Genomic DNA, 17,763 nt, shown 5'->3' with positions numbered 1-17,763 from the left:
ATATCGCCGCAACCACCCGATAAGTGTGAATAAAATCACATTTTGTTGCGGGGGTTTTGTTATTCATTTGTGATGTAAATCACAAAATATTTCCCAGGAAAAATCCGAACGAAGGCCGTTCATTTTTTATCCATGACACAAAGCATAGTCTGTAAGAAAGTTACAGCAGCCAGATGACAACAAAACCTCGCTTGTACAGCCGTTCCGCCTGTGCGTTTTACCGCGCCGCTGCCCGCCTTTTTCGCGTATCCTGACCCATACTTACCCTTCCGTTGGCGTTAACGTAAAAGGACCCGGTCATGAAACTTGTCGGTAGTTACACCAGCCCGTTTGTGCGCAAAATCTCCGTGATGCTGCTCGAAAAAGGCATCACGTTTGAATTCATCAATGAGCAGCCGTATGCCGAAGAAAACGGCATGGCGCAGTACAACCCGCTCGGGAAAGTGCCGGCGCTGGTGACTGACGAGGGCGAGACCTGGTTTGATTCGCCGATCATCGCGCAGTATATCGAGCTGCTGGATACCCCACCGGCGCTGCTGCCTCAGGCGCCGCTCGCGGCGCTGAAAGTGCGTCAGCTGGAGGCGCTGGCGGATGGCGTGATGGACGCGGCGCTGGTATCGGTGCGCGAACAGGCGCGCCCGGCGGCGCAGCAGTCGGAAAACGAGCTGTTGCGCCAGCGCGAGAAAATCAACCGCAGCCTGGATGCGCTGGAAGGCTATGTCGCCGACGGTACGCTGAAGGCTGATGAACTGACGCTCGCCACCATCGCTGTCGGCTGCGCCATCGGTTATCTTAACTTCCGCCGCGTGGCGCCGGGCTGGTGTGCGCAGCGCCCGCATCTGGTGAAGCTGGTGGAGGCGCTGTTTGCCCGCGAAAGCTTCGCGCGCACCGAACCGCCGACCGCCTGAGCCGCCGCCTACAAAGGGCGGCGAAACCGCCCTTTGTTGCGCTTGCTGCAAGCGGGGACTGAACTGCCGCACGATTCCTGCTAAATTATCGCCACGTTTTATCCAGGTTTATGCACGCCATGACGACCGATTCCCGTCTGCTTTACAGCCAGCTTCCCGCTACCGACCGCCTGCTGCGCGACCCCGCATTCCAGCCGCTGCTGGATACCTACGGCCATACGCGCGTGGTCAACACCCTTCGCGCGATGCAGGACGAGGCGCGCACGGTTATTCGCGAGCATCAGGCGCTGCCGGCGTGGTGCGACGGCTGGCCCACGGAGGCCGCAGCCCGGCTGCGACGCGCCGCGCAGAGCGCGCTGCGCCCGGTCTTTAACCTCACCGGGACGGTGCTTCACACCAATCTTGGCCGCGCGTTACAGGCGGAAGAGGCGGTGGAGGCGGTCGCCCGCGCCATGCGCTCGCCCGTGACGCTGGAGTATGACGCTGATAGCGGCGAGCGCGGTCACCGCGACCGCGCGCTGGCGGATCTGCTCTGCGAGCTGACCGGCGCGGAAGACGCCTGCATCGTGAATAACAACGCGGCGGCGGTGTTGCTGATGCTGGCGGCGCTGGGCGCGGGCAAAGAGGTTATCGTCTCGCGCGGCGAACTGGTGGAAATCGGCGGCGCGTTCCGCATTCCGGATGTGATGCGCCAGGCAGGCTGCCAGCTGGTGGAAGTGGGCACCACCAACCGCACGCACCTGAAAGATTATCTTGAGGCCGTCAACGAGCAGACCGCGCTGCTGATGAAAGTCCACACCAGCAATTATCAGATTGAAGGCTTTACCAAAGCGGTGGAGGCGGGCGAGCTGGCGCAGGCGTCGACGGTTCCGGTGATTGTCGATCTCGGCAGCGGCTCGCTGGTGGATCTCAGCCTGTATGGCCTGCCGAAAGAGCCGATGCCTCAGGAGGCGCTCGCCGCCGGGGCGAGTCTGGTGAGTTTTTCCGGCGATAAACTGCCGGGCGGGCCGCAGGCGGGGATTATCGTCGGCAGGAAAGCGCTGATCGCCGCGCTGCAAAAGCACCCGCTTAAGCGCGCCCTGCGCGCCGATAAAATGACGCTGGCGGCGCTCGACGCCACGCTGCGTCTTTATCTGCACCCGGAAAAACTCGCCGGGCGCCTGCCGACGCTGCGGCTGCTGACGCGTCAGGCGGATGACATCAGCGCGCAGGCGCAGCGCCTGCGACCGGCGCTCGACGCCCGCTATGGCGACGAATTTCTGGTTGAGGTGATGCCCTGCCTGTCGCAGATAGGCAGCGGCTCGCTGCCGGTAGACCGGCTACCCAGCGCCGCGCTGACGTTCACCCCGCGCGACGGGCGCGGCAGCCGTCTTGAGGCGCTGGCGGCCCGCTGGCGTCGGCTGCCCGTGCCGGTGATTGGCCGGGTGGGCGAGGGGCGCTTATGGCTCGATTTACGCTGTCTTGAAGATGAAGCAGGAGTGATGGAGATGTTGTTGCAATGATTATCGCCACCGCCGGTCACGTGGACCACGGCAAAACGACGCTGCTTGAAGCGCTGACTGGCATCAACGCTGACCGTCTGCCGGAAGAGAAAAAACGCGGCATGACTATCGATCTCGGCTACGCCTACTGGCCGCAACCGGACGGGCGCGTTATCGGTTTTATCGATGTGCCGGGCCATGAAAAGTTTCTCGCCAATATGCTGGCGGGCGTCGGCGGCATCGATCACGCGCTGCTGGTTGTGGCGTGCGACGATGGCGTGATGGCGCAGACCCGCGAGCATCTCGCTATTCTGCAACTGACCGGCCAGCCGACGCTCACCGTGGCGCTGACCAAAGCCGACCGGGTGGATGAGGCCCGCGTGGGGCAGGTGCGGGAAGAGGTACAAGCGACGCTGCGGGCGTCCGGCTGGCACGACGCCTGCCTGTTTGTGACGGCGGCGACCGCAGGCGCAGGCGTGGACGCGCTGCGCGACCATCTGCGCCAGTTACCGGAGCGCGCGCACCCTGGCGGACAGCGTTTTCGCCTGGCGGTCGATCGCGCGTTTACCGTTAAAGGGGCGGGGCTGGTGGTGACTGGCACCGCGCTTTCCGGCGAAGTGAATGTCGGCGATACGCTGTATCTGACCGGCGCGAATACGCCGATGCGCGTACGCGGCCTGCATGCGCAGAACCAGCCGACGGAGCGCGCCTTTGCCGGGCAGCGCATCGCGCTCAACATCAGCGGCGACGCGCAAAAAGCCGATATACGGCGTGGGGACTGGCTGCTGACTGACGCGCCGCCGCAGGCCGTGGAGCGAGCCATCGTCACGCTCGACCGTCACGCGCCGCTCCAGCAGTGGCAGCCGCTGCATATTCACCATGCCGCGAGCCACGTCACCGGGCGCGTCTCGCTGCTGGCAGATGATCTGGCGGAGCTGGTGCTCGACACGCCGCTGTACCTTGCCGACAACGATCGGCTGGTGCTGCGCGATATCAGCGCGCGGCAGACGCTGGCGGGCGCGCGGGTTGTCACGCTGGAAACGCCGCGCCGCGGCAAACGCCAGCCAGAATTTCTCGCGTTCCTGGGGCAGCTTGCGGGCGCGCAGAGCGACGCCGACGCGTTGCGGCTTCACGCCGCGCGCGGCGCGGTGGCGCTTGCGACATTCGGCTGGGCGCGCCAGCTGTCCGCCCCTGCGCTCGATACGCTGGCAGGCGGCGCGGATTATCTCCAGGCGAGCGGCTATCTGCTGAGCGGCGAACTGGCCTCACGCTGGCAGGAGAAGCTGCTTGCGACGCTCGCCCGCTACCATGACACCCACGGCGAAGAGCCCGGCCCTGGCCGCGAACGCTTGCGGCGTATGGCGCTCCCTTCCGAGCCGGAGCCGCTGGTACTGGCGCTGACAGAGAGAATGCGCCGCGACGGGCAGATAGCAAGCCGTGAAGGCTGGCTCCATCTGCCGGGCCATAAGGCGGGCTTTAGCGAGGCGCAACAGGCGCTGTGGGCGAAAATCCACGGCCTGTTTGGCGATGAACCCTGGTGGGTGCGCGACCTGGCGCGCGAAGCGGGTGGAGAGGAGCAGGCGATGCGCCAGCTATTGCGGCTCGCCGCCCAGCAGGGCTTTATCACCGCGATCGTGAAAGATCGCTATTACCGTCACGATCGCATCGTGGCGTTCGCCGATCTGATCCGCACGCTCGATCGCGAAAAAGGCGCGACCGTCGCCGCCGATTTTCGCGACAGCCTGAACGTGGGCCGCAAACTGGCAATTCAGATTCTGGAATATTTCGACCGCATCGGCTTTACGCGTCGTCGCGGTAATGAACATCTCCTGCGCGACAGCGCGCTGTTTAATTCCACGTTATAACACGGGAAATATCGCGAATTTTGGGGAATATATATTGGATAAATATATATTCCTCTTCTTTTAATTATCGCCTGAATAATCATTACTGGTTTCGGTAACTGTTTTATTTTATGGTGCTTTTTATCTGCCAATTGCCGTTTATTCACGGCGTCTCGCTTTTTTCACATGGCTATGCGGTGTATTTTCTCAGACTCATTTCATTCATTAAGGATAATGAGTATGACGGCGTCTGTGTTTTATATTCCCTCAGTTAATATGATTGGCATGAACAGTCTCGACGAGGCTTTAAAAGCCGCCAGCGAATATGGCTATCGCAATGCGCTGGTAGTGACGGACGGTATGTTGTCGGCGCTTGGTATGGCGGGCCAGTTGAAAGAGATGCTGGCGCAGAAAGGCATTCACAGCGTGATTTTCGACGGCACGCACCCGAATCCGACCACCGAGAACGTTGAAGCCGGTTTAACTCTGCTACGCGCCCACCGCTGCGACTGCGTTATTTCACTTGGCGGCGGCTCGCCGCACGACTGCGCGAAAGGCATCGCGCTGGTGGCCACTAACGGCGGCGATATCCGCGATTACGAAGGCGTCGACCGCTCCCGCAAACCGCAACTGCCGATGATTGCCATCAATACCACGGCGGGTACGGCGTCTGAGATGACGCGCTTTTGCATCATCACCGATCCGGAGCGGCACGTGAAAATGGCGATTGTCGATAAGCACGTGACGCCGGTAATGTCAGTCAACGATCCAGCGCTGATGATGGGCATGCCGAAATCGCTCACCGCCGCGACGGGCATGGATGCGCTGACCCATGCGATTGAAGCCTATGTCTCTACTGCCGCCACGCCGATTACCGACGCCTGCGCGCTGAAAGCCATCACCATGATTGCCCAATCGCTGCCGCAGGCGGTGGAAGAGGGCGACAATGTCGAGGCGCGCGAAGCGATGGCCTGGGCGCAGTTTATGGCCGGTATGGCGTTTAACAACGCGTCGCTGGGGTATGTGCATGCGATGGCGCATCAGCTGGGCGGCTTTTACGATCTGCCGCATGGGGTGTGCAACGCGGTGCTGTTGCCGCATGTGCAGCGTTTTAACAGCCGCGTGGCGGCCCATCGGTTGCGCGACTGCGCGGCGGCGATGGGCATCGACGTGCGCCGCCTGAGCGACGCCGAAGGGGCCAACGCCTGCGTCGCCGCCATTTGTCAGCTGGCCCGTCAGGTAAATATTCCCGCCGGCTTGCGGGAGCTGAAAGTGCGCGAGGAGGATATCGCGCAGCTGGCGCATAACGCGCTCAAAGACGCCTGCGGGTTAACCAATCCGATTCAGGCGAGCCACGCGGAGATCATGGCGATTTACCGCGCGGCGATGTAATGCTCATGCCCCGCTGCGGCGGGGCTACGATTTCTGTTTCGCCAGCCACACCGCGCCGAGGCGTCCAGCCTGGTTGCCGAGCTGGCAGGGCTGAATCGGCACCTGGAGCGCATCCCAGAAGTTGTATTTTTCAAGGCTGCGCCCGAGCATCGGATAGAGATCTTTTTGCTGACTGATACCGCCGCCAATCAGCACCACCTGCGGATCATAGAGCGACACCACGCTGTAGACGCCGCGCGCCAGATAATCGACCCAGCGCTCCACCACCTCTCGCAGATGCACGTCGTTACCCATGCGCTCAAAAATCTCTTTGCCGTGCAGCGGCGCGTCGGAAGGCAGCGCCAGCGCCTGACGGCTCGCCTCCACCAGCCCGCGCGCCGAGGCGATCTGGTGCATATTTTCGCCGTTATCGCCCACCGGGATCACGCCGAACTCGCCTGCGCGAAAGTGCGCGCCGCGCAGCAGCTCGCGATTCAGAATAAGGCCGCCGCCGATGCCGGTGCCGATGGTCATGCAGATAAACGAGTCGTAACGCTGGCCCGCCCCGCGCCACATCTCGCCGAGCGCCGCGCAGTTCGCGTCGTTTTCCACCGTGACCGGCAGCGACGTCAGTTCGCCGAAGAGCTCCAGCAGATTACAGTCGTCGAGAAAATCGAGCGCGCCCGCTTTCGGCACATGGCCGGTGCCGGGGTTGATATAGCCGGGAAAACTGACGCCGATGCCCGCAATCTCCTCCTGCTGCTGATAATGCTCAACCACATTGCGCCAGGCGTTTTTAAAGGCTTCGGGATCGTAGTGGGTGTCATATTCGTCGCTGGAAAGTTCTTCGCCCTCTTCGGTTATCAGGCCGTGTTTGATATGGGTGCCGCCTACGTCAAAGCCAATAAATTTACGCATGGGTTTTCCTTGTATGACCAACCGGGTTCCATCTTTGAGTATGGCGCACCTGACAAAACGCAACGTAAAGGAAGGTAATGGACCGCAATTTCTGGTGAATATCGCGCGCGCCGCGATTGTGGTTAAGTAACGGCGGATGTGAACAGAGGCGGACGTGTGGATATTTCAGGTTTCGTGCTGGCGATTGCGCCGGTGGCGCTCTCTCCCGGCGCCAGTTTTACGCTTGCGATGAACAATGTGATTCACCGGGGACTTGCCGGCGTGTTCAGCGTTATCACCGGGACGATGGTCGGGATCTACATTCACGCCTCGCTGGTGGGGCTTGGCGTGACGCAATTGCTGGTACGCTACCCGCCGGCGATGAAAGCATTACAGCTGGCGGGCACGCTCTTTCTGCTCTGGCTGGCGCTGCGGCTTATCGTCAGCGGCATTCAGGCCTGGCGCCGCCCTCAGCGCAGCGTGGAGATTCGGGGCGCGGGCATGAAAGAGGCGCTGTTCGCGAACCTGTTTAACATCAAGGCCATCCTGCTCTGGCTGACCGTGGTGCCTGCCTTTGCCGGCCCGGCCTTTGCGCATTATCTGGTGCTCGCCAGCGTGCATGTCGCCATGATGGCGACCTGGCTGCTGATGTGCGCCGGGGCTATCATCTTCACCGCCCGCCGCTTTTCGGTGCGCTGGCTGAAAGTCGTCGTCGATACCGGCGGCGGCGCGTTTCTGCTGGCGTTGACGCTCTCGTCCGCGCTCGCGCTGTTGAAATAAGCGGGGCCATGCCCCGCCTGCGTTACGGGCGCTCGTCAACCCAGACGCGCATCTCGCCCTCTCCCCGGTTGGCCCAGCTGAACCACGGAATAAACGTGAGTGTCTGCGGCGTGGCTTCTGTCGGCGCGCGATCATAGTGCCAGAGCGGCTGCGATTCTGGCTCTGCGCTCGCCTGACGCCAGCCTTCGGCCTGAATCAACACCTGCCTGGCGAAAATGCCTTTTCCCGGCATTTCACGAAAGGCGGCCGTGGCGGGCAGGCGCAGGTTATGCAGTTCGCTGCCGTTGTCAGCCTCTTCCAGGCAGTAGATCAATGGCCCACGCTGAACCGCCACTTTACCCGCGACGTGGCGCGCCAGCGGATTGCCGTAAACGCGTCGCACGGGCATCGGCAGCGTCAGCGTCAGGGTGTCGCCCTCCCGCCAGGCGCGACGCAGCCAGAGATAGCCTTTACGCGTGTCGCCTTCGCAAGGGCTGCCATTCAGCATAACGCGCGGCGCGTCGCACCAGTCCGGCAGGCGAAGCGCCAGGGCGTGCTCTACCGGCTGCGGTGAATCGATATGGATCTGCACTTCTTCATGCCACGGAAAATCGCCGCTGACGCGCAGGCGCAGCGTGCCCTCGCCCACTGGCAGCTCGACGCGGTTGCCAATATAGAGGTTGATAAACAGCGCATCTTCCCGCGCGGTGTAGAGATAATGGCCGAGCGACGTCAGCAGGCGCGCAATGTTCGGCGGACAGCAGGCGCAGCCGAACCAGCGCTGGCGCACCGGTTTGACGTGGTCATAGATATGGTTGAATTTGAGCGTTTTCGGATGCACTTCCAGCGGATTGACGTAAAAGAAGTGTTTGCCGTCCAGCGCCATGCCGCCCAGTACGGTGTTATAGAGCGCGCGCTCCATGACGTCTGCGTACTGGCTGTCGCCTTCCATCTCCAGCATCCGGCGCGCAAACATCATCAGCCCAATCGAGGCGCAGCTTTCCGCATACACCGTGTCGTTGGGCAGGTCGTAGTCGGAGCTGAACGCTTCTCCGCTGCTCTGCGCGCCGATACCGCCGGTGATATAGAGCTGACGGCGCGCCATGTTCTCCCACAGCCGCAAACAGGCCTGACGTTTTTCTTCATCGCCGCTCAGGCGCGCCAGATGGGCGACGCCCGCCATCAGGTAGACGAAACGCACCGCGTGGCCCACCGCGCGATCCTGCTCCGTCAGCGGCTGATGCGCCTGACTGTAGGCTTTGTCCTGCACCATCCAGGCCGGGCCGTAGGTGTTCCAGTATGAGGTGCGGCCGCGCTTTTCATATTCGATATCGTAAAAGTGCGGCTGCGTCCCGCGCTGCTCGATAAAGTAGCGCGCCAGCGCCTGATAGCGCGGCTCCTGCGTGGCGTCGTACAGGCGCATCAGGGCCAGCTCTATCTCCGGATGTCCCGGATAACCGTGGAGCTGGTTTTCGCCTGGCCCAAACACGTCGCTGATATGGTCCGCCAGACGACACACCACGTCCAGCAGGCGGCGCTTGCCAGTGGCCTGCCAGAAGGCGACGCCTGCTTCAATCATATGGCCCGCACAATAGAGTTCATGGCATTCGGCAAGGTTTGTCCAGCGCTCGCCGGGCGCCTTCACGGTGAAATAGGTATTCAGATAGCCGTCATCGCACTGCGCCGCGGCAATCAGCGCAATCACCTCATCCGCCGTTTTTTCCAGTTCCGCGTCCGGCTTCTGGCACAGCGACCAGGCGACCGCTTCCAGCCATTTCGCCACGTCGCTGTCCTGAAAGACCATGCCGTAGAACTCGCCGTGAGCAAGGCCCGCGGCGAGGCGGAAGTTGGCGATGGCATGGCTCGGCTCCGCCTCGGGTAGCCTGTCGTTCAGCGCATCCCACTGATAAGGAATGACCACATCGCGCACCAGCTGCTGATACTGGCCGAGAAAAGGGTCGGTGATTTTCAGGTGATGCAGATCCATTTCCCGCACGTCTGGCTGAGTCATTACGTTCTCCTTCAGGACTGTTGCACGTGGCGCTGACGCAAATCGCCGGAAATGCGCGCCATGAGCGGATTATTGAGTTTGCACCAGCGAATCGAGATCGCCAGCAACAGGTGGAACAGGGCAGGCAGGAGGCTCTCCATCGCGGTCATCCCCTGGAGCGAGGCCGCAGTCTGGTTGCCTGCGCCGGGCTGGTAGGCCACCAGAATAAACACCAGGCTGATAATGCCGGCGCTGGATGCCCAGGCGAGCTTGATGAAAAAGAGGTTAAAAGCGAAATTCATCCCGGAGGAGCGCACGCCGGTTTTCCATTCGCCATAGTCGTCGGCAAACGCCATCAGGGCGAAGTGCAGCGGCAGCGTAAAGCCAAGAAGAATGCCATTGCCGAGAATCACGCCAAGCCACAGGCTCTGATGCGCCGGGCCTGCGGGCAGCAGCCGCATCATCGCCGCCAGCGCCGCCAGGATAAGATTGGTGTAGAAATAGAGCCTAACGGTGTCGAAACGGCGCGAAAGTGGGCTGATTATCATGGCGCCCAGAATGGCGGCGAACGTTACCATAGTAAAAAACAGCGAGGTATATGCGGTGCTGCCCTGGAGCACATACGTGATGAAATACATATAGCCGCCGCCGCGAATGTTAAACACGTTAATCAGCAGAAATGACATCACCAGCATCAGCAGCAGTTGATCATTATTACGCAGCCCGGCCAGATGCTCGCGCAGCGTAAATTTGCCCATCAACGCCAGCGATACGCGTTCGCGTACCCAAAAAAAGCAGCACAGGAACATCACCACGGCCAGGCCGCAGAGTACGCCTACCCCGAGCTGCCAGCCACGGGCAACATTGCCGTCGCCCAGCGCTTTCACCAGCCACGGCAGCCCCACCGAGACCAGAAACCCTGCCACGCCGCACAGCACAAAACGCCACGACTGGCAGGCCAGCACTTCGTGGTGGCGCGTGGTCATGGTGTTGATAAGCGCGCAGTACGGCACATTAATCGCGGTATACCCGACAGAAAGCAGCAGGTAAGTGCCGAACGCCCAGGCGATTTTGACGCCCATGCCCGCCTCCGGCACCGTGAACGTCAGCACGCCGATAATGCCGATGGGCAACGCTACCCATAGCTGCCACGGGCGGAAGCGGCCCCAGCGGCTCTGGGTGCGGTCGGCGATGACACCCATTACCGGGTCGGAAACCGCATCAAAAATGCGCAGGGCGATGAACAGCGTCCCCACCAGCGCGGGCGTCAGGCCGAAGACGTCGGTGTAAAAGAAGGTTAAAAAATTCATGATCAGGCAGGTGATAATCGTGCCGCCCGCATCACCTAATCCGTAGCCGATTTTTTCCCGGAGCGACAGCTTATCGTTAATGGCCGTGACGGAAATATCCGCTGTCGTAGCAGAGGTAGCATTCATGAGTAACGCCTCGCGTTATCGGGTGAGTTATGCCAGAAATAAAACCGCGTCATTTGCTGGGTTAGCGTGTCACTGGCCAGTAACGTTATTTATTCTGCACGCGATACGCGGGGTAACAAGGCAACGAGAAAGTATAAAAAAGGGACGATTCCGACCTGGGTGCAAATTTGTGAGGCAGATCCCTCCGTGCGCAAAAAAATCAGGCCGCAGGCCGCTTGCCGCTAAAATCAGGAAGCAGAGACTGTCGTCGGTGGGTTCTATATGCTTGATATTTTGTTAAATATTCCGGTGAGGGTACAAAACGGCGGACGGTTTATCTCCCGCGGCGTCGGCCAGCATCCGGCGCGCAGGCTCGACTCATGGGAAATTATCTTTGTCGAAAAAGGGACGCTTACGATCCGCGAAGAAGAGACGGTATTTGAGGTCAATGCCGGAGAAAGTTTACTGTTATGGCCGGGCAGAAAGCATCAGGGCGTCGGTATTTTCCCGCCCGAGTTGAAATTTTACTGGCTGCATTTTGAGTATCATCCTACGGCTGAAAATAACCCTGGATGCGATTTATCTTTATTGTCGATTCCCCAACACTGCCGGGCGCGCGAGCCGCAACACATTATTTCACTGTTCCGCCAGTTTCTGAATGAACAGGAGAATATCGCGCGCACGCTGGCGCTGGAAATGATCCTGCTGCTGATACTCCAGCAATTGGGTGTCGGCGCGGGCGATGCCCAGCCTGCCGAGGGCAATGGCGCAGCGCTCGCCTGGAAGGCGCAGCAGCTTATCCGTACGCAGTATCATCTGCCGCTCTCTACCTCGACGCTCGCCGCCAGCCTGCACTGTAACGCTGACTATCTGGGCCGCGTCTATCGTCAGACATTTCATCTGACCATTACTGCGGCGCTGCAGCGTCAACGCGTAATCGCTGCGGAAAAACGGTTGATTAACGATTCTCTGTCGCTGTGCGAGGTGGCGAAAAGCTGCGGCTTCCCGGACGTCGGGTATTTCCGTCGGGTCTTTCGCCGCCACCACGGCCTCACGCCCGCCGCGTGGAAAAACGCTACTGCAAAGAGCATATCAATTCCGACTAAATATTTGTCCCGATGATGTCACAGTAAAAATCATTCCAGAAGGCGGCCCGCAGAAGGGAAATTCCCCCTGTGCAAACGTTGCCGCGCATGTTTCGACACGCCAGCGTGTTGCGTTAATGGTACGCCGTTGACGTACTTTTCTGTGGAGCTAACACTGTTCAGTGGCGTAGGCGATATGCTCTTTATTGAAACGGAAATCTTTACCCGGGCCGTGACACCCTTCTTAATGCTCCGGGGCCTGCGCGTGCGTTGCCGCGCGCCATCGCCAGAGGCCCACAGCGCGTGATTTCAGCCCTGGCTTCGGAACGCTTAATCGTGATGTTGTTTCAGGGAGAAGTGAAGTAGCCCGCCCTGAAAGCGCGGGCTACAGGCAAGTTACTCGCCTTCGCCGGGGAACAGGAACGGGTTGATGGAGCTTCGGGCGAAGCCTTCCTGCTCCATGCGGGCGTCAAGCACCAGCGAGGCCAGGTCATCCGCTACCGCTTCGACGTTCGGGTCTTTTTCCTGGTAGAGAATTTTCAGGTAAGTGCCGCAGTCGCCGCAGCTTTCGGCTTTGATCGACGCCTGCTCGCTCTCCAGCGACCAGTAGTGCAGATCGCGGGTCTGCTCGCAGTTGCTGCACTTGATGCGCACCACGTGCCATTCCGTTTCGCACAGGTTGCAGTGCAGGTAGCGCAGCCCCTGGCTTGAGCCGATATGCACCATGCTTGAAACCGGCATGCTGCCGCAGACCGGGCAGAACTGCCGCGCTTCGCCATATTCCGCACGGGCTTTGCCGGGAATGAGGCTTGCCATCTGCGCCCAGTAGAGCGAGAGCGCGGCCCAGATAAACGGCGCTTTATCGCTGCTTACCGCGCTGAAGTCAGCGCTGAACAGCGCGCTTGCCATCGCTTCCAGCTCCTGCGCGGAGGCTTTTTCGAGATTCTCGATAACCGCCAGCGCCGGGCCGCTCATCTCCGGCTTCAGCTCGGCAATCAGCGACTGCAACAGCTTCTGCCAGTGCGCGTCGCGCGGCAGCACGTGAATATCCAGCGGGGGTTTGCCCTGTTCCGCCGCCGCTTTAATGCGGGCCGTTAAATCCATCTCCAGCGGGTGGTCATACAGCACCACTTCCTGGGCATGTGCGATCAGCGCGGCAAAACGCAGGTAATCGCCCAGAGGATTGTTTTCAGCCAGCTCGCGCAGACGGGCGGCGCGGCGGTTATACAGGTTTTTCAGTCTGGGGAACAATAACGGCGGAATCACTTCCGCCGTGCGTTTATCGCTCTTCTCCAGCTGGTCTTGCGGGATGATGCGAATACTCATTCAGTCGATTTTTCCTGTTTCTCGCGCACTTCGCGATACCAGCGCGGGTGATGTTTCTTCGCCCAGGTTTTGGTAACCCAGCCTTCCACCATGGCGGTAATAGTGCCTTTGACCCACAGGGCCGCGTAAATATGCACCATGATAACCACAATCAAGGCCACCGCGGCAAATGAATGCGCCAGCAGCGCCAGGCGAATCACCGGGATGGGGAACATCGGCGCGAACCACGGACGCCAGATAACCACGCCGCTTGCCAGCAGCAGCAGCAGCAGCAGGATGGCCGCCCAGAAGACGCACTTCTGACCGAAATTATAGCGCCCGGTATCGCCCACTTCCTCGTTCATGGCGATTTTGTGGATATTTTTCGCCCACAGAATATCGTCACGGTTAATGAGGTTGTGGTGCCAGTAACGCAGGAACATCAGCATGAACGAGGCGAACATCACCACCCCAACGAAGGGGTGGAGGATGCGCGCCAGCTGCGGCGTGCCGAGAATGTTCATCAGCCAGTTGAAGGAGGGGAAAAAGAACCCCAGCCCGCTCACCGCCGCCAGCACGAAGGCGAAGGCGGTGATCCAGTGGTTGATTCGCTCTGGCGCGCTGTAGCGCACGATGGTGTCACGTCTTTTCATTTACGCACCTCATCATCGTCATGGTGCAGGTTCTCATCATCTTCCTCGGCGCGGTTCGGACCGATACCGACGTAGTGGAAGACGCTGGCTGCGAAGGTCGCCGCGAAGCCGATGGCCGCGAGCGGTTTCCAGATGCCTTTCCAGAACTTAACGGCTTCACTGATTTCCGGGTTCTCCGGCAGACCGTGATACAGATTCGGCTTGTCGTTGTGGTGCAGCACATACATTACGTGCGTACCGCCAACGCCTGCCGGATCGTACAGGCCCGCGTTTTCGTAACCACGGGTTTTCAGCTCCGCCACGCGCTCGCCGGCCAGCTGTTTCATATCCTCTTTGGAGCCAAAGTGGATAGCGCCGGTCGGGCAAGTCTTCACGCACGCTGGCTCCTGGCCCACGGTCACGCGATCCACGCACAGGGTGCATTTGTAGACGCGGTTATCTTCCGGGTTCAGGCGCGGTACGTCGAACGGACAGCCTGCGATGCAGTAGCCGCAGCCGATGCACTGTTCAGACTGAAAATCGACGATGCCGTTAGCATACTGAATGATAGCCCCTTCCGACGGACACGCCTTGAGGCAGCCCGGATCGGCGCAGTGCATACAGCCATCCTTGCGGATAAGCCATTCCAGTTTGTCGTTCTGCTCGACTTCCGAGAAGCGCATCACGGTCCATGACTTGGCAGTCAAATCCGCCGGGTTGTCATACACCCCGACGTTATGACCGACCTCGTCACGCAGATCGTTCCACTCCGAGCACGCCACCTGACAGGCTTTACAGCCGATACAGGTGGTCACGTCGATAAGCTTCGCCACTTCCTGCTGGTGGTCCCGCGCCTGAGGCGCGGGCGTGAAACCGTTAGTCGCGGAACGACGGATAATGTCTTGAGATTGATAAGCCATAAGTCGTCTCCGTTACACCTTTTCCACGTTCACCAGGAACGCCTTAAATTCCGGCGTCTGTGTGTTGGCGTCGCCCACAAACGGCGTCAGCGTGTTGGCGATAAAGCCTTTCTTCGCGACGCCTTCGTACCCCCAGTGGATCGGAATGCCGATGGTATCTACCTGCTTGCCGTCCACGTTGAGCGTGCGAATACGCTTGGTCACCACCGCCTTGGCTTTGATATAGCCGCGGTTGGAGGAGACTTTCACGGTGTCGCCCTGCGCGATGCCAAGCTTGCCGGCGAGTTTCTCGCCAATCTCCACAAACTGCTCCGGCTGCGCGATGGCGTTCAACAGCGCATGCTTGGTCCAGTAGTGGAAATGCTCGGTCAGACGGTAGGTCGTACCGACATACGGGAATTTATCGGCTTTGCCCATCGCTTCCAGATCGCCTTTGAACACGCGCGCCGCCGGGTTAGACACCACGTTCGGGTGCAGCGGGTTGGTGCCAATCGGCGTCTCGAACGGCTCGTAGTGTTCCGGGAACGGGCCTTCGGCCATTTTATCGATGGCGAACAGGCGGCCCATGCCTTCCGGCTGCATGATAAACGGACCGACATCGCTGCCCGGAGGCGCGGTGCTGTAATCCGGAATATCGGCGCCGACCCACTTGCCGTTGGCGTAAGACAGCAGCTGACGTTTCGGGTCCCACGGTTTGCCCTGCGGGTCCGCGGAGGCGCGGTTATACAGGATGCGGCGGTTAAGCGGCCATGCCCATGCCCAGCCCAGCGTATTGCCAAGGCCCGACGGGTCGGCGTTGTCGCGACGCGCCATCTGATTGCCGTCCGGCGTCCAGCTCCCCGCGAAGATCCAGCAACCGCTCGACGTCGTGCCGTCATCACGCAGGTGCGCGAAGGTGCCAAGCTGATCGCCTTTTTTCGCCAGAACCTTGCCGGTAACCGGGTCAATGATGTCCTCAAGCGCTTTACCGTTGCTCTCCATGGCCACTTCTTCCGGCGACGGGTTTTCCGGCGTCGAATAGTTCCAGGTCATATTGAGCACCTGTTCCGGACAGGCGCCGCCCTCTGCGGCATACATCTTGCGAAGGCGCAGGAAAATACCGGCCAGGATTTCGCCGTCGTTCAGCGCTTCGCCCGGCGCGTCCTGACCTTTCCAGTGCCATTGCAGCCAGCGGCCAGAGTTAACGATAGAGCCGTTCTCTTCAGCAAAGCAGGTGGAAGGCAGGCGGAACACTTCGGTCTGAATGTTCGCGGTATCGACATCGTTCTGCTCGCCGTGGTTCTGCCAGAACGTGGCCGTTTCGGTGTTGAGCGGATCGATAGTCACCAGGAATTTCAGCTTAGAAAGCGAGGCGACCACTTTGTTTTTGTTCGGGAACGAGGCGACCGGGTTAAAGCCCTGGCAGATATAGCCGTTGACCTTGCCCTGATGCATCATCTCGAAATATTGCAGGACGTCGTAGCCTTTGTCCCACTTCGGCAGCCAGTCGAAGCCCCAGCTATTCTCGGCCGTCGCTTTATCGCCATAGAAGGCTTTCATCAGCGAGACGAAGAATTTCGGGTAGTTGCCCCAGTAGTTCACCTGGCCTTCCAGCAGCGGTTTCGGCGTGTTGGCGGTCAGGTAAGTCTGCAGATCGGCTTGTTTTTCGCTTGGCAGCGTCATGTAGCCGGTCAGGCTCTGGGTCAGCAGGCCGAGGTCGGTCAGGCCCTGAATGTTGGAGTGTCCACGCAGCGCATTCACGCCGCCGCCCGCCATGCCCATGTTGCCCAGCAGCAGCTGGATCATAGCCATAGTACGGATGTTCTGGGCGCCAACGGAGTGCTGCGTCCAGCCGAGCGCATACAGGAACGACGCGGTTTTGTCGTGCACGCTGGTTTCGGCGATGTATTCGCAGACTTTCAGGAAGTCGGCTTTCGGCGTACCGCAGATATTTTCCACCACATCCGGCGTATAGCGGGAGACGTGCGTTTTCAGCAGGTTCCAGACGCAGCGCGGATGAGAAAGCGTGGTATCGCGTTTGGCGAAGCCTTTTTCGTCCAGCTCATAGTGCCAGCTGGTTTTGTCATATTTGCGTTTTTGCGCGTCGTAGCCGGTGAACAGGCCGTCATCGAAACCGTAATCCTCACGCACGATCAGGCTGGCGTTGGTGTAAGCCTCGACATATTCGCGGTTAAACTTGTTGTTGTTCAGCAGGTACAGCAGTACGCCTGACAGGAAGGCGATGTCAGTACCGGAGCGGATAGGCGTATAGAAATCGGCCACCGACGCCGTGCGCGTAAAGCGCGGGTCAATTACGATAAGCTTCGCGCCATTGTGGATCTTGGCTTCCATCGCCCAGCGGAAACCCACCGGGTGCGCTTCTGCCGCGTTCCCACCCATCACAACGATGAGGTTGGCGTTCTTCATATCAACCCAGTGGTTGGTCATCGCACCGCGACCAAATGTTGGAGCAAGACTTGCTACCGTTGGTCCGTGTCAGACACGCGCCTGGTTATCCACGGCTAACATGCCGAGGGCGCGGGTAAATTTCTGGGTTAAATAGCCGGTTTCGTTACTTGACGCGGAGGCGCACAGCATACCGGTGGAGAGCCAGCGGTTAACGGTGGTGCCTTCAGCATTTTGCGCGATGAAGTTAGCGTCGCGGTCTTCTTTCATCAGTCTGGCGATGCGATCGAACGCGTCTTCCCAGCTGATACGCTGCCATTTGTCGGAGCCTGGCGCGCGGTATTCCGGGTACTTAAGACGGGATTCAGAATGGATAAAATCCACCAGACCTGCGCCTTTCGGGCAAAGCGCCCCGCGGTTTACCGGATGATCCGGATCCCCTTCGATGTGGAAAATCGTGGATTTTGCGTTTTTCGCGCCGTCGCCGAGGCTATACATCAAAAGCCCACAGCCAACGGAGCAGTACGTACAGGTATTACGGGTTTCGCGGGTGCGCAGCAGTTTATATTGCCGTGTTTCCGCCAGCGCGACGCTGGGGGCAAATCCCAGTGCGGCTGCCGTGGTGCCTGCCATACCGCCAGCGCAGATCTTAAAGAACTGCCTTCTGCTGACCTGCATGGATTGCTCCTTGTTCAGACATTGTCACAAAGTAAGTCGTATGGTTTTTCTTTTGCGGATGCCGCCGCATCGGTTCACAATCGTAATTCCCTT

12 protein-coding genes and 1 pseudogene are annotated in these 17,763 nt (G+C 59.9%); 6 read left to right on the top strand and 7 right to left on the bottom strand.

The window, feature by feature from the left end; all coding sequences use genetic code 11:
* The first annotated feature begins 299 nt into the window (after positions 1 to 299).
* The 4 genes from BJP61_RS00490 (at position 300) to yiaY (ending at position 5,625) form a co-directional block, all read left to right on the top strand.
* Entirely contained in the window at positions 300 to 908 is a 609-nt protein-coding gene (locus BJP61_RS00490) for a glutathione S-transferase (RefSeq protein WP_171997553.1), read from the top strand.
* Between the two features lie 119 nt (positions 909 to 1,027).
* Positions 1,028 to 2,410, top strand: a complete 1,383-nt coding sequence (selA, locus tag BJP61_RS00485; RefSeq protein WP_171997552.1) for an L-seryl-tRNA(Sec) selenium transferase — start codon at positions 1,028 to 1,030, stop codon at positions 2,408 to 2,410.
* Positions 2,407 to 4,254, top strand: a complete 1,848-nt coding sequence (gene selB / locus BJP61_RS00480; protein WP_171997551.1) for a selenocysteine-specific translation elongation factor — start codon at positions 2,407 to 2,409, stop codon at positions 4,252 to 4,254. Before selA ends, selB begins: the two co-directional genes overlap by 4 nt.
* 219 nt (positions 4,255 to 4,473) lie before the next feature.
* Positions 4,474 to 5,625 carry an L-threonine dehydrogenase gene (yiaY, locus tag BJP61_RS00475; protein ID WP_171997550.1) on the top strand — a complete coding sequence of 384 codons (1,152 nt, stop codon included), beginning with the start codon at positions 4,474 to 4,476 and terminating at the stop codon, positions 5,623 to 5,625.
* Positions 5,626 to 5,649: 24 nt separating this feature from the next.
* Here yiaY and BJP61_RS00470 read toward each other — a convergent pair whose 3' ends face one another.
* A complete protein-coding gene (locus BJP61_RS00470; protein WP_038866083.1) occupies positions 5,650 to 6,522 on the bottom strand; it encodes an ROK family protein in 873 nt (290 codons plus the stop codon).
* 156 nt (positions 6,523 to 6,678) lie between these two features.
* Between BJP61_RS00470 and BJP61_RS00465 the strand changes: the two genes are divergently transcribed.
* Positions 6,679 to 7,281 (top strand): LysE family transporter, encoded by a 603-nt coding sequence (locus tag BJP61_RS00465; protein ID WP_171997549.1) that lies wholly within the window; start codon positions 6,679 to 6,681, stop codon positions 7,279 to 7,281.
* 22 nt (positions 7,282 to 7,303) lie between these two features.
* On the opposite strand, the gene BJP61_RS00460 is transcribed toward BJP61_RS00465, so the two are convergent.
* The gene (locus tag BJP61_RS00460; RefSeq protein WP_171997548.1) at positions 7,304 to 9,271 is read right to left on the bottom strand and encodes a glycoside hydrolase family 127 protein; all 1,968 of its coding nucleotides are present in this window, start codon (positions 9,269 to 9,271) and stop codon (positions 7,304 to 7,306) included.
* A gap of 11 nt (positions 9,272 to 9,282) precedes the next feature.
* The gene (locus tag BJP61_RS00455) at positions 9,283 to 10,686 is read right to left on the bottom strand and encodes an MFS transporter (RefSeq protein ID WP_171997547.1); all 1,404 of its coding nucleotides are present in this window, start codon (positions 10,684 to 10,686) and stop codon (positions 9,283 to 9,285) included.
* A gap of 261 nt (positions 10,687 to 10,947) precedes the next feature.
* Here BJP61_RS00455 and BJP61_RS00450 point away from each other — a divergent pair.
* A pseudogene (locus tag BJP61_RS00450) lies at positions 10,948 to 11,771 on the top strand (AraC family transcriptional regulator).
* A 375-nt stretch (positions 11,772 to 12,146) separates the two neighbouring features.
* Here BJP61_RS00450 and fdhE read toward each other — a convergent pair.
* Genes fdhE through fdnG form a run of 4 tightly spaced genes read right to left on the bottom strand, consistent with a single transcriptional unit; the run spans position 12,147 to position 17,670 of the window.
* Positions 12,147 to 13,076: a formate dehydrogenase accessory protein FdhE gene (gene fdhE / locus BJP61_RS00445; RefSeq protein ID WP_038866071.1), complete on the bottom strand. Its 930-nt coding sequence runs from the start codon at positions 13,074 to 13,076 to the stop codon at positions 12,147 to 12,149.
* The gene (gene fdoI / locus BJP61_RS00440) at positions 13,073 to 13,708 is read right to left on the bottom strand and encodes a formate dehydrogenase cytochrome b556 subunit (protein ID WP_038866069.1); all 636 of its coding nucleotides are present in this window, start codon (positions 13,706 to 13,708) and stop codon (positions 13,073 to 13,075) included. The genes fdhE and fdoI overlap by 4 nt, the downstream gene beginning before the upstream one ends.
* Positions 13,705 to 14,607, bottom strand: a complete 903-nt coding sequence (gene fdxH, locus BJP61_RS00435) for a formate dehydrogenase subunit beta (RefSeq protein WP_007711061.1) — start codon at positions 14,605 to 14,607, stop codon at positions 13,705 to 13,707. The genes fdoI and fdxH overlap by 4 nt, the downstream gene beginning before the upstream one ends.
* 12 nt (positions 14,608 to 14,619) lie before the next feature.
* Positions 14,620 to 17,670: a formate dehydrogenase-N subunit alpha gene (gene fdnG / locus BJP61_RS00430; RefSeq protein WP_171997545.1), complete on the bottom strand. Its 3,051-nt coding sequence runs from the start codon at positions 17,668 to 17,670 to the stop codon at positions 14,620 to 14,622.
* Positions 17,671 to 17,763 lie beyond the last annotated feature (93 nt).

Source organism: Cronobacter sp. JZ38 (assembly GCF_008932145.1).
Lineage (GTDB): Bacteria > Pseudomonadota > Gammaproteobacteria > Enterobacterales > Enterobacteriaceae > Cronobacter > Cronobacter muytjensii.
The sequence above is the reverse complement of the archived record's forward strand: the minus strand, read 5'-3'. Positions and strand labels throughout refer to the sequence as shown.

Coding starts and splice junctions, on each gene's coding strand:
- BJP61_RS00490 (WP_171997553.1), top strand. CDS start 300: ATGAAACTTGTCGGTAGTTACACCAGCCCGTTTGTGCGCAAAATCTCC.
- selA (WP_171997552.1), top strand. CDS start 1,028: ATGACGACCGATTCCCGTCTGCTTTACAGCCAGCTTCCCGCTACCGAC.
- selB (WP_171997551.1), top strand. CDS start 2,407: ATGATTATCGCCACCGCCGGTCACGTGGACCACGGCAAAACGACGCTG.
- yiaY (WP_171997550.1), top strand. CDS start 4,474: ATGACGGCGTCTGTGTTTTATATTCCCTCAGTTAATATGATTGGCATG.
- BJP61_RS00470 (WP_038866083.1), bottom strand. CDS start 6,522: ATGCGTAAATTTATTGGCTTTGACGTAGGCGGCACCCATATCAAACAC.
- BJP61_RS00460 (WP_171997548.1), bottom strand. CDS start 9,271: ATGACTCAGCCAGACGTGCGGGAAATGGATCTGCATCACCTGAAAATC.
- BJP61_RS00455 (WP_171997547.1), bottom strand. CDS start 10,686: ATGAATGCTACCTCTGCTACGACAGCGGATATTTCCGTCACGGCCATT.
- fdhE (WP_038866071.1), bottom strand. CDS start 13,076: ATGAGTATTCGCATCATCCCGCAAGACCAGCTGGAGAAGAGCGATAAA.
- fdoI (WP_038866069.1), bottom strand. CDS start 13,708: ATGAAAAGACGTGACACCATCGTGCGCTACAGCGCGCCAGAGCGAATC.
- fdxH (WP_007711061.1), bottom strand. CDS start 14,607: ATGGCTTATCAATCTCAAGACATTATCCGTCGTTCCGCGACTAACGGT.